This is a genomic window from Labrenzia sp. C1B70 (assembly GCF_000475395.1).
Lineage (GTDB): Bacteria > Pseudomonadota > Alphaproteobacteria > Rhizobiales > Stappiaceae > Roseibium > Roseibium algicola.
In genome coordinates this window covers 45,725-71,097 of record NZ_AXCE01000014.1, presented here as the reverse complement: position 1 = coordinate 71,097, position 25,373 = coordinate 45,725, and the positions used below count along the sequence as shown (strand labels likewise).

Annotated in this window: 19 protein-coding genes; 14 read left to right on the top strand and 5 right to left on the bottom strand. The window is 57.6% G+C overall.

From position 1 onward, the window contains the following. Window positions 1–52 precede the first annotated feature (52 nt). The 3 genes from Q666_RS52450 to Q666_RS52440 form a co-directional block, all read right to left on the bottom strand. Entirely contained in the window at window positions 53–448 is a 396-nt protein-coding gene (locus Q666_RS52450; protein WP_031268787.1) for a DUF423 domain-containing protein, read from the bottom strand. 63 nt (window positions 449–511) lie between these two features. After that, window positions 512–2,554, bottom strand: a complete 2,043-nt coding sequence (locus Q666_RS52445; protein WP_031268786.1) for a M3 family metallopeptidase — start codon at window positions 2,552–2,554, stop codon at window positions 512–514. Between the two features lie 225 nt (window positions 2,555–2,779). Then, a complete protein-coding gene (locus tag Q666_RS52440) occupies window positions 2,780–3,388 on the bottom strand; it encodes a pyridoxamine 5'-phosphate oxidase family protein (RefSeq protein ID WP_022999389.1) in 609 nt (202 codons plus the stop codon). Window positions 3,389–3,872: 484 nt separating this feature from the next. On the opposite strand from Q666_RS52440, the gene Q666_RS52435 reads away from it, so the two are divergent. From Q666_RS52435 to Q666_RS52405, 7 genes are all read left to right on the top strand, one after another. Next, window positions 3,873–5,219, top strand: a complete 1,347-nt coding sequence (locus Q666_RS52435; protein ID WP_031268785.1) for a substrate-binding protein — start codon at window positions 3,873–3,875, stop codon at window positions 5,217–5,219. Between the two features lie 89 nt (window positions 5,220–5,308). Then, on the top strand, window positions 5,309–6,337 hold the full coding sequence (locus tag Q666_RS52430) for a branched-chain amino acid ABC transporter permease (RefSeq protein WP_022999387.1): 1,029 nt from the start codon (window positions 5,309–5,311) through the stop codon (window positions 6,335–6,337). 73 nt (window positions 6,338–6,410) lie between these two features. Further along, window positions 6,411–7,478: a branched-chain amino acid ABC transporter permease gene (locus tag Q666_RS52425; protein ID WP_286133757.1), complete on the top strand. Its 1,068-nt coding sequence runs from the start codon at window positions 6,411–6,413 to the stop codon at window positions 7,476–7,478. 11 nt (window positions 7,479–7,489) lie between these two features. Continuing rightward, entirely contained in the window at window positions 7,490–8,245 is a 756-nt protein-coding gene (locus tag Q666_RS52420) for an ABC transporter ATP-binding protein (RefSeq protein WP_022999385.1), read from the top strand. Further along, a complete protein-coding gene (locus Q666_RS52415; RefSeq protein WP_022999384.1) occupies window positions 8,242–9,021 on the top strand; it encodes an ABC transporter ATP-binding protein in 780 nt (259 codons plus the stop codon). Before Q666_RS52420 ends, Q666_RS52415 begins: the two co-directional genes overlap by 4 nt. A 131-nt stretch (window positions 9,022–9,152) precedes the next feature. Further along, complete coding sequence (locus Q666_RS52410) at window positions 9,153–10,253, top strand: calcium:proton antiporter (protein WP_022999383.1); 1,101 nt, start codon at window positions 9,153–9,155, stop codon at window positions 10,251–10,253. A gap of 102 nt (window positions 10,254–10,355) precedes the next feature. After that, entirely contained in the window at window positions 10,356–11,300 is a 945-nt protein-coding gene (locus Q666_RS52405) for an ornithine cyclodeaminase family protein (protein WP_022999382.1), read from the top strand. 35 nt (window positions 11,301–11,335) lie between these two features. Here Q666_RS52405 and Q666_RS52400 read toward each other — a convergent pair whose 3' ends face one another. Then, a complete protein-coding gene (locus tag Q666_RS52400) occupies window positions 11,336–12,187 on the bottom strand; it encodes a GNAT family N-acetyltransferase (protein ID WP_022999381.1) in 852 nt (283 codons plus the stop codon). A gap of 381 nt (window positions 12,188–12,568) precedes the next feature. Here Q666_RS52400 and Q666_RS52395 point away from each other — a divergent pair, with 381 nt between their 5' ends. The 7 genes from Q666_RS52395 (at window position 12,569) to Q666_RS52365 (ending at window position 22,459) form a co-directional block, all read left to right on the top strand. Next, window positions 12,569–15,193, top strand: a complete 2,625-nt coding sequence (locus Q666_RS52395; protein WP_022999380.1) for a caspase family protein — start codon at window positions 12,569–12,571, stop codon at window positions 15,191–15,193. Between the two features lie 20 nt (window positions 15,194–15,213). Beyond that, window positions 15,214–15,531 carry a hypothetical protein gene (locus Q666_RS66410; protein ID WP_187306522.1) on the top strand — a complete coding sequence of 106 codons (318 nt, stop codon included), beginning with the start codon at window positions 15,214–15,216 and terminating at the stop codon, window positions 15,529–15,531. Between the two features lie 24 nt (window positions 15,532–15,555). Then, window positions 15,556–17,181 carry a caspase family protein gene (locus Q666_RS52385; RefSeq protein ID WP_081713299.1) on the top strand — a complete coding sequence of 542 codons (1,626 nt, stop codon included), beginning with the start codon at window positions 15,556–15,558 and terminating at the stop codon, window positions 17,179–17,181. 161 nt (window positions 17,182–17,342) lie between these two features. Next, on the top strand, window positions 17,343–18,023 hold the full coding sequence (locus Q666_RS52380) for a hypothetical protein (RefSeq protein WP_208984155.1): 681 nt from the start codon (window positions 17,343–17,345) through the stop codon (window positions 18,021–18,023). Further along, entirely contained in the window at window positions 18,020–19,957 is a 1,938-nt protein-coding gene (locus Q666_RS52375; protein WP_022999375.1) for an adenylate/guanylate cyclase domain-containing protein, read from the top strand. The genes Q666_RS52380 and Q666_RS52375 overlap by 4 nt, the downstream gene beginning before the upstream one ends. Before the next feature lie 172 nt (window positions 19,958–20,129). Further along, window positions 20,130–22,055, top strand: coding sequence for a M23 family metallopeptidase (locus tag Q666_RS65020; RefSeq protein WP_161633221.1), 1,926 nt, complete (start codon window positions 20,130–20,132; stop codon window positions 22,053–22,055). A gap of 107 nt (window positions 22,056–22,162) precedes the next feature. Next, window positions 22,163–22,459 carry a PAAR domain-containing protein gene (locus Q666_RS52365; RefSeq protein WP_031268781.1) on the top strand — a complete coding sequence of 99 codons (297 nt, stop codon included), beginning with the start codon at window positions 22,163–22,165 and terminating at the stop codon, window positions 22,457–22,459. Between the two features lie 91 nt (window positions 22,460–22,550). Here Q666_RS52365 and tssH read toward each other — a convergent pair whose 3' ends face one another. Beyond that, window positions 22,551–25,358 carry a type VI secretion system ATPase TssH gene (gene tssH / locus Q666_RS52360; protein WP_022999372.1) on the bottom strand — a complete coding sequence of 936 codons (2,808 nt, stop codon included), beginning with the start codon at window positions 25,356–25,358 and terminating at the stop codon, window positions 22,551–22,553. Window positions 25,359–25,373 lie beyond the last annotated feature (15 nt).

The window sequence follows — 25,373 nt, the reverse complement described above, 5'->3', positions numbered from 1 at the left end:
TAATCCGAATTGGTTCTGGTTTTACCGGAATAACCTGTCAGATGGCTTTTAGTCACTTGGGCCGAACACGTAAAGCACAGAGCGCGAGCATCAGCCATCCGAGGATCACCATCATGCCTCCGATTGGCGCCGACATCGCAAACAGGCGCCTTTCCAGAAAAGCCCGCATCAACAGGTCACCACAGAACAGGGACAGTCCTGCGGCAAGGAATATCAAAACGACGGGAAGGAGCGGCACTCTCCGCAATTGGGCGAGAAGGCCGATGCCCAGGAACACAGGCGCGTGAAACAAAAGCATGTGTGCAGCGGTTTCTATCAGGCTTGACGCGCTGGCGTGCGCGGACAATGCCAGACTTACGACGCCGGCTGCACCTGAGACACCGGCCATGGCCATGCCCGTTCTGAGAAGAGGAGCGGTCGGGGTCGCCTGAGGCTGCATGTGGGTCATCCGGTTGTCCTGGAAACGTTTGACCCGCCGGCGCAAGCCGGCAGGCCTGGAGAAGGGGTCGGATCAGGCAGCAAAGCCGCGCTTTTCAAGAAGAGCATCGATCCGTGGCGCACGCCCCCGGAATGCGAGATACGCGGCTTCCGGGTCCTGCCGGCCACCGGCTGAATAGATGTAGGTCAACAGTTTTCCAGCCGTTTCCGGATCAAATACGTTGCCCTTCTCTTCAAATGCCTCAAACGCGTCCGCATCCATCACTTCCGACCACATGTAGCTGTAATATCCAGCCGCGTAGCCGTCGCCCGAAAAGACATGCTGGAAATGCGGGATACGGTGACGCATCGTGATGGCTTGCGGCATGCCGATCTTGCCGAGTTCTTCCTTTTCGAAGGCTGCAACATCTAGTTCTGCCGGATCTTCCAATTGATGGAGTTCGAGATCGATCAGTGCGGAAGCCGTATACTCTACCGTCGCAAATCCCTGATTGAAATTGGCGGCAGCAAGCAGCTTGTCGAGAAGTGCCTCGGGCATCGGTTCGCCGGTCTTGTAGTGAACGGCGTATTTAGAAAGCACTTCGGGTTGAGACAACCAGTGCTCATACAGCTGAGAGGGCAACTCGACGAAGTCACGCGAGACGCTGGTGCCCGAGATCATGGGGTAGGTCACATTCGAAAGAAGACCGTGCAGGCCATGGCCAAACTCGTGGAACAGGGTCCGGGCATCGTCGAACGTCAGCAGCGTGGCCTCACCCTTGGCACCCTTGGAGAAATTCATCACATTGACGATGATAGGCGTTACGTCGCCTTCCAGCCTGTGTTGCGACCGGAATGCACTCATCCAGGCGCCGGATCTTTTTGACGACCGTGCGAAATAGTCTCCCAGAAAGAGACCGACGTGATTGCCATCCTTGCCGAGTACTTCAAACACCCGGACATCCGGATGGTAGACCGGCATGTCCTTGAGTTCTTTGAAAGTTAGCCCGAAGAGACGTGTTGCCGTGTCAAAGGCAGCCTGGATGATGTTTTCAAGCTGCAGGTAAGGCTTCAGCTCCGTTTCATCCAGATCGTGTTCGGCCTTGCGGACTTTTTCGGAATAAAAGCGCCAATCCCATGCCTCGATAGAATGGTTCTCGCCGGCATTGCGCGCCATGTCCGCCAGCTTGGCTTCTTCTTCCCGCGCCTGAGCGACCGCCGGTTCCCAGACCTTCACAAGCAGGCCTCTGACGTTGTCAGGCGTCTTGGCCATCGTGTCGTCGAGCTTGAATTCCGCAAAGTTCTTGAAACCGAGCATCCGGGCTTTCTCGTCCCGCAGTTTGAGGGTTTCGCTGATGATTGCCCGGTTGTCTGTCTGGTCGCCGTTTTCTCCCCGGGCGGACCATGCCTTGAAGGCTTCTTCACGCAAGCGCCGGTTCGTGGAAAATTGAAGGAAAGGCTCAATCGAGGAACGGGAAAGCGTGATGACGTGCTTTCCGTCAAGCCCTCGTTCGTTTGCAGCTTCGGCAGCCGAGGTCAGCAGGAAGTCAGGCAGGCCGGCACGGTCTTCCTCGGTTTCCAGAACAAGCTGATAATCCGACTCATCCTTGAGTACGTTCTGGGAAAAGCTGGTGCCGAGGGTGGCAAGTCTTTGCGAAATATCAGCCATCCGCGCCTTGCCGGCATCGTCAAGGCCTGCACCGGCCCGCTGGAACATTTTCTGATACCGTTCGAGCACGCGTGCGTCTTCGGAATTGAGATCAAGGGAATCCCTTTGATCCCACAACGCAGCAATCCTGCCGTAAAGCTTGGAATTCAGCAGCATTTCCGAGGAATGTTTTGCAAGCTTCGGCGCCACGTCGCGCTCGATCTTTTGCAGGGCCTCATTGGTATGGGCACCGGTCAGGTTGAAAAACGTCCTTGCAACCTTGGTGAGCGTCTTTCCTGACGTCTCCAGGGCAACAATCGTGTTTTCAAAAGTCGGCGCCACCTCTTGATCGGCGATCCTGTCAGTGTCCGCCTTGGCTTCCGCCATGGCGGCGTCGAATGCTTCCTCGAAATGCTCGGGAGAGATCGTCTCGAAGGGAGGCAGGTCGAACGGCGTGGTCCAGTCGGAAAGAAGCGGATTGACGGTCATTTGTGCCTCGGAAGGTATCTTGAAGTATGTCAGCGACATATGGCGCAGATTGGGATCGGTTCCAAGCACTCTGCGGCTAAATAGCGCCTTGAAGCCGGTCAGGCCGCAGAGCGCGATATGGCAACCGGTGTTTCTGTTTGGCGGGTAAGGAAGGCAACGGCAATCGCTTGCCTCATGATGTCTTGTATCGGTCGTTCGATGTCATTGGCATCCCTTGGAGGCCGCTTACCACATCGAAGTCTTGGCACGCTCCGGCCATTCGCGGTCATAGGTTTCACCATCGAAACTTGCCTTGATTTCCTTCATGATTTCACCTGGTGACGGCAAGTCGCCCTTGCCGGTCCTGTTCTCGGTTTCCCAGAGGCCGGCACGCATGATGGCGCGCGCGCACTGGAAGTAGACCGAACCGATCGTGACCACGATCACCGAACGAGGCAAATGCCCCTCTTTCTCGAAGCTGGCAATAAGGTCCTGCTCGACGGAAAGTACTGCCTTGCCGTTGATCCTCAGAACGTTGTTCCAGCCGGGAATCATGAACATGAGCGAGACACGCGGGTCGCGAACAATATTGCGCAGCGAGTCGATCCTGTTGTTGCCCCGCCGGTCGGGCATCAGCAACGTCTGGTCATCCTGTATCCTGACAACCATGCCGTCGTCGCCGCGTGGAGAGCAGTCGAGCCCTTCTGGTCCGCAGGTTGCAAGTGTGCAGAAGTTGGAAGCCTCGACAATCCTGCGATACGCAGGGCTCAGATGATCGATTTCCTTGATCAAGGACGCTTCTCCGGCAGTGCCGTAGTGTGCGTGAAGGTCCTCAAGGGAAGTGAGGATGCTCATTGAAATGATTCCGGGCGGGTGTACGGGGACGAAGGCGAGAGCCGCAGCTTATCCGCCCGTATCCGTCTCCGTCAATTTCGCCGCGGACGTCCTTTGAGCTCCGTCCGATCTTGCACTTTGGTCTAACGCTTTGAAATTCCGGATTTTTGAACCTTTACGTCAAGGTAACTTCGCGTTGCGGTATACGTGAGAAGTAAGTGACTGAAAATCAAAAAGAAACAAAATGACGCAACGCAATAAAAATCGCGAGAAAATTCGAAGATTAGCCGTGATTACTTCGAAAGTATAATGAGTTGGTGAGGGTGAGCGATCCGATAGTCGTATTGCTGTTTTGCAGATGATTTTTTTACAGTCGTTGCAGCTTGCAGTTTTGGTGCGGAGGAGCCGGGATCCCGGACGGGGAACAAGCCGGAATTGCTTGCAGCTGTACAGCTATTGCAGGCGTGCCCGAGGTGGGTACGCGACGCCTTTCTGGGAGGAAAGTATGAGCTTAATTCGTAAACCCCTCAATCGTCGTTCCATTTTGCGCGCTGGCGCATTGGGCGGTGCCGCATTGGCAACGCCGACCATTTTCACCAGCCGCGCATGGTCTGCCGGTTATCTCAACGAACCGACAGGCGCTGAAGTCGTTCTGGGCTTCAACGTGCCGCAGACCGGCGCATATGCCGACGAAGGGGCAGACGAACTGCGCGCCTATCAGCTTGCCGTCAAGCACCTGAACGGTGAAGGCGACGGCGGTCTGTTGAACACCTTCTCGTCGAAGGAACTCAAGGGCAACGGCGTCAACGGCAAGAAGGTCGCCTTCGTGACCGGTGACACGCAGACCAAGTCTGATGCAGCCCGTGCATCCGCAAAGCGCATGATCGAAAAAGACGGCGCTATCATGATTACCGGTGGTTCGTCCTCCGGTGTGGCGATCGCCGTGCAGTCGCTCTGCCAGGAAGCCGGCGTCATCTTCATGGCGGGTCTGACCCACTCCAACGACACCACCGGCAAGGACAAGCGCAAGAACGGTTTCCGTCACTTCTTCAACACCGAAATGTCCGGCGCTGCGCTGGCTCCGGTTCTGAAGAACAACTACGGCACCGATCGCAAGGCCTATCACCTTACCGCCGACTACACCTGGGGCTGGTCTCAGGAAGAATCCATCAAGAAGTACACCGAAGGCATGGGCTGGGAGACAACAGCTGCTGTTCGTACGCCGCTTGGCGCTGGTGACTTCTCGCAGTACATCACGCCGGTTCTGAACTCCGGTGCTGACGTTCTTGTTCTGAACCACTATGGCAAGGACATGGTGAACTCCCTGACCCAGGCTGTTCAGTTCGGTCTGCGCGACAAGCAGGTCAACGGCAAGGACTTCGTGATCGTCGTTCCGCTGTATTCTCGTCTGATGGCACAGGGTGCCGGTGAGAACGTGAAGGGTATCTTCGGCTCCACCAACTGGCACTGGTCGCTGCAGGACGAAGGCTCCAAGGCTTTCGTCAAGTCCTTCGGTCAGGAATACGGCTTCCCGCCGAGCCAGGCTGCGCACACCTGCTACGTCCAGACCCTGCTTTATGCTGATGCCGCACAGCGGGCTGGCACGTTCGATCCTTGCGCGATCGCCGCAGCTCTCGAAGGCTTCGAGTTCGACGGCATGGGCAATGGTCCAACCCTCTATCGTGCAGATGACCACCAGTGCTTCAAGGACGTTCTGGTCGTGAAGGGTAAAGAAAACCCGAGCTCCCAGTTCGACCTTCTCGAAGTGGTGGAAGTCACTCCGCGTTCGCAGGTCGAATACCCGGCAGACATGCTGGGTGGCGAACTCGGCGCGTGCAACAACGGCGCATAAGCTCTTGAACGTCGGCAGCCGCCGGAGGATCTCCGCCGGCGGCTGCTGCTTATCAGGACGCAAGTGACGCAGCAAATAGCGGCAAGACCATGGATGTGATTATTCTTCAACTGCTGAACGGGTTGGACAAGGGCGGAGCTTACGCGCTGATCGCCTTGGGACTGACCCTGATTTTCGGGACCCTTGGGGTCGTCAACTTCGCGCATGGTGCCTTGTTCATGCTCGGTGCGTTCTGCGCGGTGTCGTTCAACAAGCTTCTCAGCCTGGAGATCGTGACGACGGATCCGACCAAGACGACGGCGTGGGGAACTCCCCTCGAAATCCGTACACCCTACATCGAGGCATACCTCGGAGACTTCGGTCACTGGGTGCTCAACTATTCGGTGCCGGTTTCCATCCTGCTTGCCATTCCGGTCATGCTGCTTTTCGGTTTCATCATGGAACGCGGCCTGATCAAGCACTTCTACAACCGGGCGCACGCCGACCAGATCCTCGTCACCTTCGGCCTCGCTATCGTTCTTCAGGAAATCATCAAGTCGATCTTCGGCGCCAACCCGATCCCGCAAACCGCGCCAGATGCCGTACGCGGAGCAGCCGACATCGGAGCTGCCCTCGGCTTGGATCCTGGCGTGATCGTCTATCCGTACTGGCGCATGGTCTACCTTGCCTTCGCAGGCGCCATCATCGCAGCCGTCTTCGCCTTCCTGCAATTCACCACCTTCGGCATGGTTGTTCGGGCCGGCATGGCAGACCGTCATACGGTCGGGCTGCTGGGCATCAACATCGAGCGCCGTTTCACCATCGTTTTCGCGATCGCCGCAGTGGTCGCCGGTCTAGCCGGGGTCATGTACACGCCGATCCTGCCACCCGACTATCACATGGGCATGGACTTCCTCGTGCTCAGCTTCGTCGTGGTGGTTGTTGGCGGCATGGGGTCGCTGCCTGGAGCCGTCGCGGCAGGTTTCCTGCTCGGCATCCTGCAGTCCTTCGCATCGATGAATGAAATCAAGGCCATTCTTCCAGGCATCGACCAGATCATCATCTATCTCGTTGCTGTGGTCATCCTTCTCGTGCGTCCGCGCGGGCTGATGGGCCGCAAGGGCGTCATGGAGAACTAAAAAAATGTCTACAAAAACATCTCCTGCACGCGACTACATCTTCTTCGCGATCTTTGCTGTCGCGGTGCTTACGATGCCGATCTGGCTTGAGCCGATTGGTGCCGGTTATCCCGACCTTCTGCAGAAGTTTGCAATCTTTGGTCTCTTTGCGACCGGTTTCAACATTCTGTTCGGTCTGACTGGATACCTGTCATTCGGACATGCCGCGTTTCTGGGTGTCGGTTCCTACACCGCAGTCTGGACGTTCAAGCTGCTTGGCATGAACCCGATCCCCGCCGCGATCATGGCAATCATCGCCTCCGGCATCTTCGCGCTTGCCATCGGCTATGTGTCGCTGCGCCGGTCGGGCATCTATTTCTCGATCCTGACGCTCGCTTTCGCTCAGATGTCCTATAACCTGGCCTATTCGGTTCTGACGCCAATCACCAACGGGGAGACCGGCTTGCGTGTTCTGCGCAGCGACCCGCGTCTGTTCGATGGCAATGGTGGTCAGGAAGGCCCGCTGATCGCGAACCTGTTCGGCATTGAAATGACCGGGTGGGGCGGGTTCTACTTCTGTGCGGTCATCCTTCTGATCGGCTTCTTCGTTGCACAGCGGATCTTCCGGTCGCCTTTCGGCATCATGTTGCGCGCCGTCAAGACCAACCAGAACCGTATGACCTACACCGGCCTCAATCCGCGTCCCTACACACTGGCGGCGTTCGTGATCTCGGGCATGTATGCAGGTCTGGCTGGTGCTTTGATGTGCATCACCGATCCGCTGGCAGGTGCGGAGCGCATGCAATGGACTGCATCGGGAGAGGTCGTTCTCATGACCATTCTCGGCGGCGCAGGCACCTTGCTCGGCCCGATCTTCGGTGCGGCGCTGATCAAGTATTTCGAGAACATCTTCTCTGCCTTCAATGAGCAGACCCTGCATGAGATTTTCGGTTTCCTTCCGGACTTTATCGAAGGCCCCGTCATCTCCGTTGCCGGCCTGTTCGTCGGTGAAGGCTGGCATCTTACGCTGGGTGTTCTCTTCATGCTGATCGTTATCTTCCTGCCTGGTGGCATCATGGAAGGCGTGTCCCGGATCGGTAAGCTGTTCAAGCGGTCGTCCGGCAAGTCTGAACCGAACCGTGCAACTGCCCCTGCAGAGTAAGGAACAAGAATATGGAAATCCTACGTGTAGAGGGCGTCAACAAGTCGTTCGGCGGTCTGAGAGCCCTCAACAATGTCAACTTCTCGGTGGAGCAGGGCACTGTTCACGCGATCATCGGGCCTAACGGAGCGGGCAAGTCGACCTTCCTGAACTGCATGATCGGCCGGTTGATCCCGGATACCGGCACGGTGAAGTTCGGTGATATCTCGCTCACAGGCATGAAGCCTTACGAGATCAACCAGGTCGGCGTTTCTCGGGTGTTCCAGACCCCTGAAATTTTCGCAGAACTCACCCTGCTGGAAAACGTCATCATCCCCACCATGGCAAAGCGCGACGGACAGTTCTCACTGCGTCCGTTCAAGCGGCTCGATAGGGATGCAGAAATCCAGGACAAGGCACTTCACATGCTGGAGGACGTCGGCCTGGCGGAGAAAAAAGACGTTATTTCCGGTTCCCTGTCACGTGGTGACAAGCGCCGGCTTGAGCTGGCCATGTGCCTCTCGCAGGATCCGAAGCTGCTGCTTCTCGATGAACCGACCGCGGGCATGTCCCGCGCCGATACCAACAACACGATCGATCTTCTGAAACGGATTGCCGGACGCGGTATCACCAAGGTGGTCATCGAACATGACATGCATGTCGTGTTCTCGCTTGCCGACAAGGTCACCGTGCTCGCACAGGGAACGATCATCGCGGAAGGCAAGCCCGAAGAGATCAAGGGCGACCCACGCGTACAGGAAGCTTATCTCGGAGGAGCGCATCTGTGACCCTACTTGACGATCAGTTCAGCGGCCGGTCCGCTCCCGGCGTCCCGCCGCGCAAATCTCAAGGCGGCGCTCCCGCATTTTTCTCTGCGTGGGACCTGCATGCCTATTACGGCGAAAGCTATATCGTTCAGGGTGTCAGTTTTGACATTCGTGAAGGCGAGATCCTTGCACTTCTGGGCCGCAATGGCGCAGGCAAGACATCGACGTTGCGGGCAATCGCCCGAATGGAAGATCCGCAGCTGAAACATGGCGAGGTGTGGCTCGATCACAAGCCGCTTCACACCATGAAGAGCTTTCAGGCAGCCCGTCAGGGCGTCGGCCTCGTTCCGGAAGACAGACGCATCATTCCGGGACTGACGGTTCAGGAGAACCTGGAGCTTTCGCAGATTGCCGAGCCGGTCGGATGGTCGATCGAGCGTATCTACGAGCATTTCCCGAGGTTGGCCGAACGACGGTCGCAGGACGCCATCACCATGTCCGGCGGCGAACAGCAGATGCTGGCTGTTGCACGTATCCTCGCGCGCGACATCAAACTGCTGTTGCTGGACGAGCCCTATGAAGGCCTCGCACCAGTGATCGTTCAGGAGATCGAGCGCATCCTCGAAGGCGTGAAGGATCTCGGCATCACGACCATCATTGTTGAACAGAACGCAATCGCGGCGCTTCACCTTGCCGACAGGGCGGTCATTCTGGACATGGGAGAGGTCGTGTTCGACGGATCGGCACAGGAAGTCCTCGACAATCCGCAACTGCGTCAGGAATACTTGGCGATCTGACCCTGCGGACATTTCAGAAGCTGAAGGCCGGTGCCAAGCACCGGCCTTTTTTGTCTGCCGGCATTGGTTGAAGGCGGCGGCGGCGGCCTATAGTCTGTCCAGACTGTTTTCATTTTTTATCGGGTTTCTTTGTGACCAGCCTCAAATCGGAATTGCCGAGCTTTACTGGATTTGCGGTCTTTGCCGCCTTCACCTTCGCGGGTGATGCCTTGAAACCGGAAACGATCGGGATTGTCCCGTCGCTGTTGCTACTGGCAGTCATATTCGTCACGGTTATGTGGTGCGCCTTTTCGGTCGTCCGGCACGCGGAATGCCTGGCAACCCTGCTTGGCGAACCCTTCGGTACCTTGATCCTGACCCTGGCGGTCATCGGGATCGAAGTTGCGCTGATTGTTGCGATCATGCTGTCGGGCGACGCCATTCCGACGATGGCACGTAACACGATGTTCTCGGTCGTGATGATTGTCCTGAACGGGCTGGTTGGCCTGTGTCTTTTGGCTGGCGGACTGCGCCACAAGAACCAGACCTATAATCTGCAAGGCGCGAATGCGTTCCTGTCGGTGCTTGTGCCTCTGGCAATCTTTGCACTCGTGTTGCCGCGCATCACCCATTCGGCTCCAGGCGGAGAGCTGTCTCCGCTACAGTCGGCGTTCGATGTCGTTATGTGCCTGCTGCTGTATGGCGTGTTTCTGGCGATTCAGACGGTAACGCACAGTGATATCTTTCGTCAGCCCGATGACGACGGCCATGACGACGGGCATCATGGTGTGGTCGTCCGGTCGATGCCGTTTCACATCATCGGCCTGTTTGGGGCACTTCTTCCGATCATTCTCCTGTCGAAGAAGCTCGCGCTCTATGTGGAATTCGGTATCGAGGGGCTGGGAGCACCGCTGGCCTTGAGCGGGTTCATTGTTGCGGCACTTGTGCTGATGCCCGAGGGGCTCAGCGCTTTGCAGGCCGCACGTGATAACAAGCTTCAGCGCGCTGTAAATATTTGCCTTGGATCTGCGGTGGCGACCATAGGTCTGACAGTGCCGGCCGTCCTTCTCGTAAGTTGGGTGACGGGACTCAAGATTGAACTCGGCCTGGAACCTGCCGACATCATCATGCTCGTGCTGACCCTGTTCATAAGCCTGTTGACGTTCGGCAGCAGGGCGACGAACTATCTCCAGGGCGCAGTTCATCTGGCACTGTTCGCCGCCTATGTAATGATGATCTTCGACTTGTCCTGAAAATTACGCTCTCCTGGAATTTTTCGTCCGAGCAAATGCTTGGACTGCTCCGGGGAATATGATTTGTATCAATAAAGTTAACACTTAACAGATTGGCCCAACATGCTGCTTTTGACCGAAGACCAGACCCGCGATGCATTGCCATATCCTGATCTGATAGACGCTTTGGCAAAGATGTTCCGGTCTGGCTGCGTGATGCCAACCCGCCACCATCATGACATGGAAATACCCGGTGAGCCCGATGCGACTGTGCTGCTGATGCCGGCCTGGGTGCCGGGCGGATATGCGGGCGTGAAGGTGGTCAATGTGGTTCCGGGCAATTCGGAGCGCAATCTTCCCGCAATTTCTGCGCAATACCTTTTGTCGGATGCACGAACCGGAGAGATGCTCGCGCTAATCGACGGTGGCGAATTGACAGCCAGGCGCACCGCAGCGGCCTCCGCACTTGCGGCCAGCTACCTGGCTCGCTCCGACGCGCGGCATCTGCTGGTACTCGGCACCGGGCGCCTTGCTCCCAATCTGATCGCCGCGCATATGGCCGTTCGTTCCATTGACGAAGTCACCATCTGGGGGCGGTCCAGGGAAAAGACGGAAGAAGTCGTGCGCTCGCTTGCCGACCAGTTTCCGGTGAAACTGAAGTCAGCAACAAGTTTGAAGGAAGCGCTTGGGGAAGCGGATATCGTCAGCGCCGCAACTCTCTCTTCCGAACCCTTGATCAAGGGTGCCTTGCTGAAGCCGGGAACGCATGTGGATCTTGTGGGGGCCTTCAAGCCCAGCATGCGCGAGAGTGACGACGATCTTGTCAAGCGGGCAGAGATCTTCGTGGACACCCGCGACGGGTGCCTTTCCGAAGGTGGAGATATCGTTCAGCCAATCAAGGCCGGGGTATTGTCGCCAGGCGAAATCAAGGCAGATCTTTATGAGCTTTGCCGGGGCGAACATCCCGGCCGGCAGAGTGAGGAAGCCATCACCATGTTCAAGTCGGTGGGGGCTGCGTTGGAAGACCTTGCCGGCGCCATTCTTGCCTACCAGTCAGTCGAGCATTGATTGGAAACACACAGGGCGCGGGGCGGTCTGCCGCCTCAGCCCAATTCGAATGTTGTGATGCCGTAGAGCTGGTCCAAAGGCAGATCGGGTGCCAGGCCGCGATACATGCGGAAGGTTTCGAATTCCGGTGACAGCTCGTATTTTTCCGCCATTAGCAATGCTGCCGCATTTGGTTCGGGCGTGTCGAGGATAATGGTCTGCCCTTTGACCTGTCCGGCAAGTGTGCGGAACAAGGTATCGGCAATTTCCGGCTCATCCGCGAAAAGGGGCCCGATCTTGTAGCCTTCGTGGCACTGGCGGATAATGCCGTAGCCCCTGACATGACCATCTTCGACAAAGGCAAAGCCGCGGCGTGTTTCCAGCATGGGGGCGGCCCAGGTCTTCAGGAATTGCGTGCGTTCAGCCGGAAAGAAGCGCTGGTCATAGTCACGTATGCCGGGAAAAAGGCCATGACCAAGTGGTGCAAGGCGCGGGTCCATGGGCGTATCGCACATTGAGATGCCGGCATGCCGGATGTTCCGGTAGACTGATTTGAACCCGTGCTGGGCATAACTCGCAGTCTGCTCATTTACCGCATCCAGACCGATGACCCGAGACCCCAGATATGCCATTGCATGGTCCCAGATCCGGTGGCCGTATCCCATGGTCCGGAATTCGGGCTTGCAGATATAGAGTCCGATGAAGCCGAATGTATCGCCGTAGCGGACTGCCGAAATAACGTTGATCAACTTTCCGTCTATTTCGCCGGCAAAATACCCGTTCGGATCGGCTGTGAAGAATGCTGGGCCGTCTTCAATCCCGGGGTTCCAACCTTCCTCCATCGCCAATTCGAGTGGAATGTGAATCTCACTTTCCTTCAGCTGGCGAATCCTGAACGCGTCTGTCATCTGACCTCCCGAGCATTTGCAGGCTTTTCAGCAGCGTAGGATGACTCGAAATGAAAAGAAACACTTGCCTGAGATGGCATTCCCCCGGCTTTACCTGAACAGCTGACGGTTGCTGATGTCGTCTCCCTTGCGTCGGAACCACAAGTGTGCATCACTTTCCCTAAGGGTATTTGATCGAAGGGGGCGCCGGACGCTTTGGAGCCGGAAGTGCCTCCGTGTGAGTTCCATCACAGACAGGCAGCAGCTCTAGCGCGATAGTTACACGCGGATTTAAGCGCTGAGGACGTTATGCAGAATCGGGATTATCGACCTCTTGCCACACGAGTTGGCAAATCTATGACCTCCACCAAGCCTGTTGGCCGGTTGAGGAAAGCTGTCAGGATGGGCCTTCTGAGCCTGCCGGTGGGTGCTGCTCTTGCTTTGCCTTCCGCCCAGGTGATGGCACAGACCGAGGACGGGCGCAGGGTTGCGCTGGTCATCGGCAACCAGGAATACCAGTATGTGACCCCGCTGGAAAATCCCGTTACGGACACGACGGAAATCGCCAGGATCCTTCGGGAGGCCGATTTTGATGTGACGATCGGCACGGACCTCAACAAGAAGGATCTGGAGCAGGTCGTACGCCGGTTCCTGCGGGAACTGAACGACGGCGACACGGCGCTGTTCTACTATTCCGGTCATGCGCTTCAGGTTGGCGAATCCAATTTCATTCTTCCTGTCGACGCCAAACTGTCCTCTCAATACGACCTGGAATTCGAAAGCCTCAAGGTGTCCCATCTGTTGGACTACATGAAGGCCGCTTCCAGCCTGCAGATCGTCATGCTTGACGCCTGCCGGGACAACCCGTTTGAAATCGCAAGCCTTTTTTGGGGCGAGGAAGAATATTCGCTCGGAAAGACCAGAGGGCTCCGCAGGATTCCGAACAAGCTCGGCACATTCATCTCCTATGCCACGCGTCCTGGTCAGGTTGCCTATGACGGCAAGGGGCCGATGAGCCCGTTCACCTCTTCTGTGGTCGAAAATGCTCTTGATCCGGCGCTCGAGATCAAGGACCTGATGACCAAGGTTCGCGATGACGTGGTTCGCAAGACCGGCGGCCAGCAGATCCCATATGAGGATTCAACGCTCGTCACCAGCTTCTATTTCGTACCGCCCAAACCGGCTCCGATCGTGACTGCCCATCACAGGGTCAGTGTATCGGCATCGGCTGAATCCGTCCCGATCAGCATCCCCGAACCGGTTCAGCCGGAAGGTGGAACGCTGAAGGCGAAGCTCACCTTGCTACCTGAAAAAGGTACCTTGAAGCTGCCGGGAGGCCGGGCCGTTGCTGAGGGGGACGTGATAGATGCGGCAGAGCTTGCCAGTCTCGAGTTCTTTCCGGAAGGCTCCCAACCCGGCGACGTGGAACTGATCTCCTACGAAGTAGAGGACCAATGGGGTGGTTCTGCATCCGCGATCGCCTCAATTACGGTCGCACAGGCCGAAGCGCCGGTGCAAAACGAGCAGGTGGAGGAAAACCGCACGAAGCGGCTTGAAGCTCTCCTGTCATGGCTGGGTAACACGGCCTCAAAGGGAGCGGTAGAAGCTGATATCGGCACCGGCCCCGTAAACGTCTATCCGGATGCGCCTGTCGAGGATCTGCCGGCAACAAGCGATTGGTTGAAGGTTGTCTCTGTCGATACGGACCTGCAGCTTGCTTCCGATAACCGCTTGCTGCAGGCCGGCGACCGTTTTCCTGTTTCTGCGCTCGCGACATTGACCGTCCGTCCGCAGATCGGCAGCGAAAGTGAAGCGCGGAAATTTGCTCTGGAATTGCCGGCTGTCGAAGGAACGCCTGCAAGAACCATCACGCAGATCGTTCAACCCCGTGTAACGCAGTGCGATCGCCTGGCAACCCAGCCTTTCGATTTGCAGGCGGTTACGGAAGGACGGCTCGCCAACGATCTGGATGCGGCGGCTGTGGATACGGCCTGCGCCGAAGCGATGGCTGCTTACCCGGAGATCGGCCGGTTCGTCTTCCAGCGCGGCCGTGGAGCATTTGCTGCCGGTAACCTGCAACAGGCTGTCGGTTACTTTGAACAGGCCTACCAGATGGGACATGTTCGTGCCGGCCAGGTGCTGGGGCGCATGTATTTCCTGGGTGCGGGGATCGATCGTGACCGCGAGAAAGCTGTCGACCTATACCGCAAGGCTGCGGAGCGGGGAGACGCCTATGCTCTGCATTCGCTTGGTATGGCCGAGATCAAGGGCGAAGGCACGGCCCAGAACGAAAAGGACGGCCTGGACAAACTGCTACAGTCGGTGGAGGCAGGCCACACGTTCTCGTTCAATGCCATTGGCGGTTTCTACCTGAATGGCCAGCATGTGGAAGAAAACATCGACCGCGCCGTTTATTACTACAATCGCTCGGCATCGCGGAACGACATTTATGGCTACCTGAACATGGGGACGCTGTACCGCGATGGTAAAGGTGTGCCGCAGGACTATGAAGCAGCACTTGGCTGGTTCATGAAAGCACATGAAGGCGGGCATCCCGCAGCAGGCACGGCTATCGGACTGCTTTACTACAATGGCCAGGGTGTTGAGAAAAATGCGGAAGAGGCAACTCGCTGGTTCCGTGAAAGCGCCCAGCGCGGAGATCCCTGGGGTGCATTCAACACCGCGTGGATGCTTGGCCAGCAAGATGGCGATGCCGCAGGCCAGGACCGTGTTCGCATGCTTGCCATGGCTGTGGCTGTTGAACCGTCTTCGCAGGCTGCCGAGCAGGCAAAGACCGCTCTCGGCGATGCGCGGAAAAACCTCAAGGCAAAGGTGTTGCAACAGACCCTGACCGATCTCGGTTTCGATCCAGGACCGGTTGACGGGCAGCCGGGACGGAAAACCCGTGAAGCCCTGGCCGACTTCTTTGAAGCCTCTGGACGGGCGCCTTCCGAAGGCGATGAGGCCCTGATTGCACTGGTAAAGCATCAGTGGGAACAGAACCGTCCCAGATATGATCTGTTTTAATCGTTGAGGGAGATATTCAGATGAAATCGTTCTTGTACTTATTGCCGGTCACAGGACTGCTGACGCTGATGGTGGCAGGATGCCAGACACAGCAAAACCCGGCCCCGCAAGGTGTCAGGCAGCCTGCGACCACGAGCCCGACGACCAATAGGGCTTCGAGACCTGCCTATGATCCGATCAACGATCCTAGCGCTCAAGACCGCAACAACGGCAATAGCGGTGGCGGCAATAGCGGCGGCGGAAATAGTGGAGGCGGCGGCAACAGCGGCGGCGGAAGTGGCGGCGGTGGCGGTGGTGGCGGCGGCCCAAGTGGTGGCGGTGGCGGTAGCTGGGGCTAACCTCGCACAGAAAAGGTAACACCGATGAATGTTCCATTTGGCCTGGCGTCCGGACGATATTTCTGGGCCAGAGTGTGCAGCCTGTTTCTTATCGCAGTGAGCTTTGGCTCGACAGCGGAAGCCGGACAGTGGCGAGCACTCGTTGTGGGCGTCGACGCCTATCAGCACGTTTCTCCCTTGAAGGGGGCGGTCAATGATGCGCGAGACATCGCCGAAACACTGACAGCTGCCGGTGTTACCGACCTGACCACGCTATACGATGCCGATGCGTCGAGGCAGGCAATCCTGTCCTCATGGCAGGATCTCATTTCCCGCGCGGACGCTGATGATGTTCTTGTTTTGTCCTATGCTGGGCATGGGGCACAGGAGCCCGAGTGGGTAAAGGGTTCGGAAGAAGATGGCATGGACGAAGTCTTCCTTCTGGCCGGTTTCGATATTGCAGCTCCGGGTAATGGCGAGAGACTGCGAGACGATGACATCGCCGCAATGCTCCGGGCTGCCGGTGGACGCAGTGTTCTGGTTCTGGCAGATAGCTGCCACTCGGGCACGATGACCCGATCCGTGGACCCGCGTATCACACGGCTGGGGACGCGGCTGGTTGGTTTACCCCCGTTCGAGAACGACGCCCTTCGCTCTCAGCCTCTTCCGCCCATGCTGGCCGGAAACGCCCAGCAGACAGGCGACGTCCAGGACCTTCCCAACGTTATCTACGTAGGCGCTACTGTCGATGGACAGGTCATCCCCGAGCTTTTGATTGCCGGTGAACCGCGAGGTGCCTTGAGCTGGGCCTTTGCGCGCGGTGTCGAGGGAAGGGCGGATCTGGATCGCGATGGCGGTATCTCCATGGAGGAGCTCAGCCTGTTTCTCAAGGAAACCGTGCGGGTCGCAACGGAGGGGCGCCAGTCGCCCAGCCTGACCATGAGCGGTGACAGCCGCGCCGCTGTCCTTCCGCGTGTCAACGAGCAGATATTCGCACATGAAAACGGCGTCCTGACCCTGTCTGCGAGCACCAATGCTGCCACGCCGGTATTGCAGCAGCTGGCCGGCAAACAGGAGGGCCGCCTCAAGGTCGTTGAAGATGGGACCGCGGATCTGTTCTGGGATGTGGAAGAAGGCGACGTCCTGACCAAATTTGGCGACGTGGTGCTGCGCGGCAAGGCGACCAACATCGACCGGTTTTCCGATGTTGTGACCAAATGGGGTTTTCTGACCGATCTTTATGCCTTGTCGCGTGAGCGCCAGCCTATTGAAGGAACACTCCAGCCGTCAGTCGGGCATATCCCCGAAGGAGATGCATTCAAGGTTGGTCTTAAATCGGACCAGGCAGGCAATATGGCCGTGTTTGCACTGGAAGCAGACGGCACGCTTCGTCTGCTTGCCCCCAACAAGAAGGCAGACCCGCTTGGCAAGGACACCATGGTTCAGGCAGCCAAGCCTTATGTGTTGAACTTGAGGGCTGCCCTGCCGTTCGGTGCGGACCATATCGTTATGGTACGGGCGGCCAAACCGATGCCTCAATTGGTCGGCGTATTGGCTGCACTCGATGGCAAACCTCTGAGCGCCGAGCTGACACCAAAATTGCTTGAGTTGATTGGCCAGTATGCAGATGCCGTGGGTATTGCCGGTGTCTACACTGAGCCCGCCGGCTGACACGCGAAGTCTCCTTCTATCTTGTTGCGCTTGAAAAGAATTTTTGTGACCATGGCCACACTCATTTCGCCATCCTCTGGTAATATCGAACCATAGTCAGCGCTGGGCTGCGTCGAAAAGGCCGGGCGTATTTGGAATGACCAGGGAATCAGGAGCCCTTCATGAAACGGATTTTGAAGCATGCCTGTTCAAGGCGAAGTTTGCAGGCCACGAGTGCTCTCGCGGGTCTGATGTTTGCGCTGTCCGCCGGATCTGCACTAGCGGATCCGATTGCGCTGGTGCTGGACAAGTCGGAAGGTGTTGATGTGTCCGCGTTTACCGAGCTTATGCCTGGTGACGTAGTCGATCTCGGCGCTACCGGACATGTTGACCTGCTGGACTATTCCGCATGTCAGGAAGTCAGGATTCAGGCCGGTGTGCTGAAGGTATCTTCCGAAGGATACACCGCAGAAGGTTCTGAACAGAAAGTTCTGAGAGCGGGTAACTGCTTGCAGGCAGACAGCGGAACCGACAGCGAAAAGGCTGACAAAGGTCTGACCGTCACGCTGCGTGGCCTTACACTGGAAAACAAGAAAGCTGCGTCATTGATGCTGCGGTTCGACAACAAGCTGCGCGATCAATACGACACGGTGTTTGTTTCCTTTGGGGGCGGTGAACCCAAGCGCTTCGATATGCTCGACAATATTCTGACCGACATGCCGAACCGTGAGCCGGAAGACGAAGCCGTAGAGGTTGAGCTGTTCCTGCAAGGCAAGGCGCCAGACTATGGTGTCGTCATGCGCACGATCACCATTGACCCGGTCCAGGTTGGACGGAAAACCGCTGTCGTCATCGTGAAATGATATTTGGCGGCCGGTTCGCGGACGCAGCCATTGGACGAAAACAGCTCATCTTGCTCATCGCACTCGTTGCGGTAGGGGCTGGGATCGCCATCGGTTTATCCGCTCAAAAGGCCATCTGGGAAGGGTGGGTGACAGACCGCCTGTTCCAGATCAAGGCCCTCATGGACAACAAGGAGCAGGCAGGTCCTGCACCTGTTGTCGTGGTCGGCCTTGATCAAAAAGCGCTTAACTCCGACCGGTTGGCACCAATACCGCGGGTTCTGATGACCCCGGTTCTGGCAGAGGCCGGACAAGCCATGTTGAATGCCGGCGCGGTGGCGCTGGGCTATGACTTTGTATTTGCCTATAGTGCGGACGGCTTTGTGGACCCCAGCACCGGCGAAGCCAGATTGAAAGGCTTTGACCTGGCATTTCAGCGGTTCCTCTATCAGAACCGCGGCAAGGTCTTCATTGCTCACACCGAAATAGGCGTACCTCAACGCATGTTTTCCGCTGCAGCCGGTGAGGGCGGTGTCAGGTCGGTTATCGTTTCAACTGACAGCGACGGTGTGGTGCGACGACACGAGCCGCATTCACCTCTCACCGCTTCGCCACATCTGATCGATGCGCTTTTGGGTATCGCAGGTGTCGAGGTCGCTGAAACCTACATTCCGGTGCCATCCGCCCGCCTCGCAACGTCCGTTCCGTATCTTTCGCTTATCGACGTTCTGCAGCTTCTGGAAAGTGATGAGGGCAGGCAGGAACTTGCCCGTTTTGCAGAAGGCCGCATCGTACTGTTCGGCGGGCTGTTGCCCTATGAAGACGAGCATCTTTTTTCTGACCGTTTCCTGCCTCATCTGCCAGAACAGCTGGCAGAAACGGGGCCAAGCGGGCGACCGCGCGTACAGCCGCAAACCGCCGGTGTATTTGTACTGGCCGATTTCATCGGCTCGCCTATCGCCGGAAGGATCGTGACCGAGCCTCCCGCTGGTCTCGTCCCCGCATTTGCGGTCATCTTTGCCGTGGTTGGCGCGCTCGCAGGTCTGTCGCTTCCGCTGGTCGTCTTACCTGTTGTGGCTGTCGGCGGAGTGCTTTGCGGACTGGGCGTGAGCCTTGGCAGTATGGAGCTCGGTATGTTTCCTTCGCCAGGCGTTGCTCCGGTTGCCTTCGTCACCGCGACAATCATCTCGGCTGTCGGGAAGGTCGGCATCCTGCAGCGCCGGCAGAGGTCTCTGGTAAGGCTCTTCGGTCACTACCTTGCCCCGGATGTCATCAAGCTGATGGCGAGTTCCGAACAATTGCCGGCGCTTGGTGGGGAAACCCGGCATGTCGTCGTGGCCTTCATCGATATCGTCGGCTTCACCAAGATGTCGGAAAAACTCGCCGATAAGGATGTGGTGCGCGTGGTCAATTCCTGTTTCGACAGCATCGGACAGGTGATCACCGCTCACCAAGGGTATATCGACAAGTATATCGGCGACGCGATCATGGCGGTGTGGAACGCACCCAATACGGTCGAGCATCCCGAAAAATCGGCTGTCGATGCCGCAACAGAAATTATAAATCTGCTAGACAGATTGCGCGAAATTACCGGACAACCACCGCTGGACCTGCGCATAGCCCTTAACGCCGGACCGGTTCTGGTGGGCGACATCGGTGGTGAACATCGCCGTTCCTTCACCGTCATGGGTACCACCGTCAACACGGCAAGCCGGGTCGAATCCGTTGCCAAGGACCACAAGGTTCGTCTCGCAGTCAGTCAATCGGTCGCCGAGAAACTGCCTTCGTCCTATCCGGTTGCTGAGATCTGGAAAGGACAATTGCGTGGTCTCAGTTCCGACATCACCGTTTACACTCTGGATCTACCTGAAATGTACATGGAGCCGGAAGAAAAACGGACGATCTCGCGGCAGGAACAGGACAGGAGCAAGCTGGTCACGTTTCCGCGCTCCTGACGAAGCGCTTTCAAACACAGCATTTTTTGCATCTTTCCCAATCATCCTGCATGATCAGGATATTGATTTTCGGCAGCCTGAGCAGCTGCGACGCTGCGCTTAAGGTCTCACAATGGTCCAATGGCCTGACAACCAAAATCCGGGTGCTCATCGCCCAGAGTTTGACAGGACCGTGATCCGTCCGTCGCAAAAGGCGCCACAAGCTGGCCCTACCGCTACACCACCACCAAAGCCAGGAGCTGCGCCGGCCAAGGGGGCGGCTCCGAAACGGTCACCCATTGTACTTTATGCTGCAATGGCCATCGGGTTCCTGGTGCTGGGCGGTGCTGCTGGTGGCATTGCCCATCTGATCTCCTCCGGCGCGATATCCTTGTCACCACCCGAGGAAATCGGGTTACAGGATATCGCCGAAGCGGTGTCGGACAGCGCCTCTCCGGAAAATGCTCCGCAGCAAGATCCGGACGAAAGCGTCGCCAACGACCAAGCCCTGGAACAGGATGTTGATGACACTGCGTTGACCAACGAGGAGGATCTCGATGTTCCGGCCGATCCTTTTTTCGACATGGCCCTCTCTGCTGTCATTCCGTTGGCGGGCGACCCGGTCCTTTTGAAGGATGGTTCCGCCAATCGGCGGATAGACTTGTCGGAGCGTCCAGTGCCAGCCGCTGCGATCGGGGACGGTGCTGCGTCGGTACCGTCTGTTGCCGCATATGTGCTGGACAGCCAGATGCTGGACGATGACGGCAACCTTGTTATACGCGCACCGGGTAGTGAGGCGGACTTTCAGTTCGGCAATTTCGGGGGCGGGGATGAGGCCGAGGGCATAGTCGTTGAAGAAGATGCGCAGCCCGCGGACGATGGTTCTCCCGATTTGCCGGTGTTTCTGAAGCCCTCAACTGACACGTTGAACCTCTATCTTACCGAGCGTCCCATCGGTCAGGGGCCCAGCCGGGTCGAAGTGCGCGAGGAGGTAGCAAAAGCGGCTCCGCTCAAGGATTTCCTGAAAGGCAAAGGGTTCGACGAGGAAGTCCTGGATTCGCTGGTGGAATTCGTCAAGGAGAACTTTGACAAAAGCGATTTGATCGCAGGCGACAAGATCGCAGTGCGTGGTGTTCGCATGCCGAACAAGGTAGGCCGGATTGGCGATTATTATCGGCCTGTCCAGATTTCGATCTACGGCCAGGAAGGGTATATAGGTACAGCTGCCTATTCGGTCGGAAGAGACGGGGACGGGTATGTAGCCGGCGCCGATCCCTGGTTTGGCAAGACGATCGTGGAACAGAAGATCGCGAGTGAGGAGGCAACTCAACCTGCCAACTTGCATCGCTTGATCGACGGTGTTTATGCCACCGCAGTCCGCAATGCCGTGCCCGCTTCTATCGTGGGCGAGGCAATCGCATATTTGGCGCCCATGACCGACCTCAAGCGGTCGATCAAACCAGATGAGAGAGTCACTCTGGTATTCACGGACAGTGCTCGAGACGAGAAGCGTGGCGGTGGCAGGGTGCTCTTTGCCGGTGTTCGGCGTGGGGACGACTGGTCCGTTCGCTGTTACGTGCTGAAAGCGCCCGGTAATCGCGGTTTTGCCTGTGTGAACGAAGGCGGCAAGGTCAGTTTGTCCGGCGCCATGCTTGTCCCGGTCAAAGGTGTTCTGACATCGAAGTTCGGCATGAGATTTCATCCGATCAAGAAAACGGAACGCCTGCATGCCGGTGTCGATTGGGCGGCCCCCACTGGAACCGCGATCCACGCGGCCTTTTCCGGAAAGGTCACCTATCGCGATGTGCGAGGCGGGTATGGCAATTTCATTGAACTCACCCACAAGGACGGAATTACCAGCCGCTACGCGCATATGCATGAATACGCCGATGGCATCCAGCTAGGGTCTGTGGTTCAGGCGGGTGATCTGATTGGTTACGTCGGAACTACGGGGCTTTCCACCGGACCGCACCTTCATTTCGAAATCAGACACAGGGGAGAGCCGACAGACCCGTTGGCCTTTGAAATGGAGACGGGAGCGGAAGCACCGCAGTCTGTCGGGGGCAAGGATCTGCAGGAATACCGGACGGTGATTGCCGACATTTTGAGCGTGCAGTGAAACAGGACTTGCGGCAGCGCTGAAATACGCCAGACTGTGATCCAGGTCCCAGTATTTGTCGCAGGAACGTTCATTCTGGCAAGAGTGTAACAACGCACGAGGCTGCCATGACCAGACCAGCTGCCCGCCTGGGCGATTTTCATATGTGCCCGATGACACCCGTTCCGCCAGGGTTGCCGATTGCGCCCCCCTGCAAGATCAACGTCCTGATCGGTAAGCGTCCTGCTGCGAGAATGACGGACCTTTGCGTGTGTGTCGGCCCTCCGCCCGCAAATGTCGACCCCATTATCATGGGGTCGCTGACTGTTCTTATCGGAAGTTTGCCCGCGGCCCGCATTGGTGATCCAACAGCCAAGGGTGGCGCGATCACGACCGGGGAATTTACCGTTCTTATCGGGGGCTGAACCAGGACCAGCGACAATCAGGCAGATTTCCGGGCAGAATCGAAACGCCGGACAGGTGGGAGAACCTGTCCGGCGTTTTTGTTGGTTGATGTCAGCTGGCCGGCTCGATTTCGATACCGGTTTCCGTGGCTTTCAAGGTCACGCCCTTCAGTTCTTCGCCGTTCATTTGCGCCGTGAGGAACGCACGCGACAGCTTCGGCAGAAGGTCGTTGGTCAGGATGTTGTCGATCATGCGGCCACCGCTGTCCGGGTCGCGGCAGAGTGAAACGATATGGCTCACCACGTCGTCGCCATAACTCAGCACGGCATCCCGGTTCTGCTTGACCCTTTTGACAATACGGTTGAGCTGAAGCCGGACGATGAACCCGAGCATGGATGGCGATAGCGGATAGTAGGGGATGGTCACGATACGGCCGAGCAGGGCCGGCGGGAACACGTCGAGCAATGCTGGTCTCAAGGTTTCCGCGAGCTTCTCCGGATCCGGTGCGTTCGGGTCGGTTGCCGCAAGATCCGGATCACTGGAAACCGGCGCATCCAGCATGTGACTTGCTGCATTCATGATGATGTCAGTACCGACATTCGAGGTCAGCAGTATCAACGTGTTGCGGAAGTCGATCTTCCGACCCATGCCGTCTTCCATCCAACCCTTGTCGAAGACCTGGAAGAAGATTTCGTGAACATCCGGATGAGCCTTTTCGACTTCGTCCAGAAGGACGACCGAGTAAGGCTTACGCCGCACGGCTTCGGTCAACCGGCCGCCTTCGCCATAGCCTACATATCCCGGAGGAGCGCCTTTGAGACCGGAAACGGAATGCGCTTCCTGGAATTCGGACATATTGATGGTGATCAGGCTTTCCTCACCACCATAAAGGGTCTCGGCAAGGGCCAGGGCGGTTTCGGTTTTACCAACACCGGAGGGGCCGCACAGCATGAACACGCCGATTGGCTTGTCCGGATTGCCCAATTGGGCGCGGCTGGTCTCGATGCGCTTCGAGATCATTGCCAGGCCATGGGCCTGACCGATCACGCGCTTGTTGAGGCTGTCGGTCAGCGTCAGGATCGTCTGCATTTCGTCCTGCACCATCCGGCCGACCGGAATGCCGGTCCAGTCGGAAATGATGCTGGCAACAGCCTCATCGTCGACATAGGCATAGACCATGCGATCATCTTCGGGGATTTCGGAAAGCTCCGTGCGCATCGCCTGGAGCGCATCGCGAATGGCGTCTTCGTTGGTCAGGTCGACGTCAAGTTCAAGCTCGATCTCGTCGATCGGAACTAGAGCGGGCTTGTCGTGCTGCGGATCTTCGATTGCCTCGCTTTCCGGATGAGGCGCAGGTTCAACACCGCGAAGCTTTGCAAGAGCGGCATTCAAACGCCTGATTCCGGCTACCAGTTTCCGCTCGTTTTCCCACTGATTGCGGACAGTCTCAATGTCGCTTTCGGTTTCCGTAATCGCGTTGGAAAGTGCCTCGAGCTGTTCCTGATGCTCCAAGCCCAGTTCGGCATCGTTGGTCAGGGCCTTTTTCTCTGTCTCCAGAAAACCTTTTCGGGCAACCAGGTCCAGCAACCGGGCCGGCTGTGCTGCTTGCGAGATGTTGACGCGTGCCGAGGCGGTGTCGAGAACGCTGACCGCCTTGTCCGGCAGCTGGCGCGCTGGAATGTAGCGATGCGACAAAGATACCGCTGACCGCACAGCGCTATCGAGGATGCGAACCTGGTGATGATCTTCCATCGGGCCAAGCAGGCCGCGCACCATGGCAAAGCACTTTTCCTCATCCGGTTCGTCAACCTGCACGGGCTGGAAGCGCCGTGTCAGGGCCGGGTCTTTTTCAAAATGCTGGCGGTATTCCGACCACGTCGTGGCCGCGACGGTCCTGAGTGTGCCGCGGGCAAGCGCAGGCTTCAGAAGGTTGGCTGCATCGCCCGTTCCGGCAGCGCCGCCGGCTCCGATCAACGTATGGGCTTCATCAATGAACAGGATCGTCGGCACGATGGAGCCATGGACGGCATCAATGACCGCGCGCAAACGTTTCTCGAATTCGCCTTTCATCGACGCACCGGCCTGAAGCAAGCCGAGATCCAGCGCACAAAGGCGAGTGCCCAGAAGCGCGGGAGGAACATCCCCGGCAACGATTTTCTGCGCAAAGCCTTCGACGATGGCCGTTTTGCCGACGCCTGCTTCGCCGGTCAGGATCGGGTTGTTCTGGCGGCGGCGCATCAGAACGTCGATGACTTGCCGGATTTCTTCGTCGCGGCCGACGATCGGATCGAATTCCTTTGCCCGCGCACGAGCTGTGAAATCTACAGTGAACTGGCTGAGTGCATCTTCCCCGGGGCCGCCTGCCGCGAGCGGCTCTGCGCCCGGTTCGCCTGCTGCGCTACCGGAGGCTGGACTTGAACCGTCGATGGGCCTCGCCCGCACTTCACCGGATGATCCGGCGATGGCGTCAAGGTTGTTCGCGATTTCGTCGTGCTTGAGCTTGTTGAGAGCCTTGGACAGCTGGAAAAGCTGCGTGCGGGTGCTCTCTTCGCCAAGCATGAAAAGAAGGACATAGGCCGTGCGGATCTTGTAGTCGCCGTATGTCAGCGTGCCAACGAACCAGGCTCCTTCCAGCGCTTCGCGGAAAGGCTTGGACATGGACGGAAGTTCGGTCTGGTTGATCTTGAACTCTGCAAGCGCGGCCTGCAGGTCCTTGTCCAGGGTGCCGAGATCGACGTCGAAATGCCGCAGAATATGAAATACATCAGAATTTTCGTTGCGGATCAGATAGTAGAACCAGTGGACCAGCTCGAGATGCCGGTGGCCGGCATCCTTCGTAAGCCTCATGGCCTTGTCCAGGCTGTCGTAGGCAGTTGAGTTGGTCTTGTTGACAACTTTTTCAACCGTAATGTCATTCATAATATCGGTCCTTCA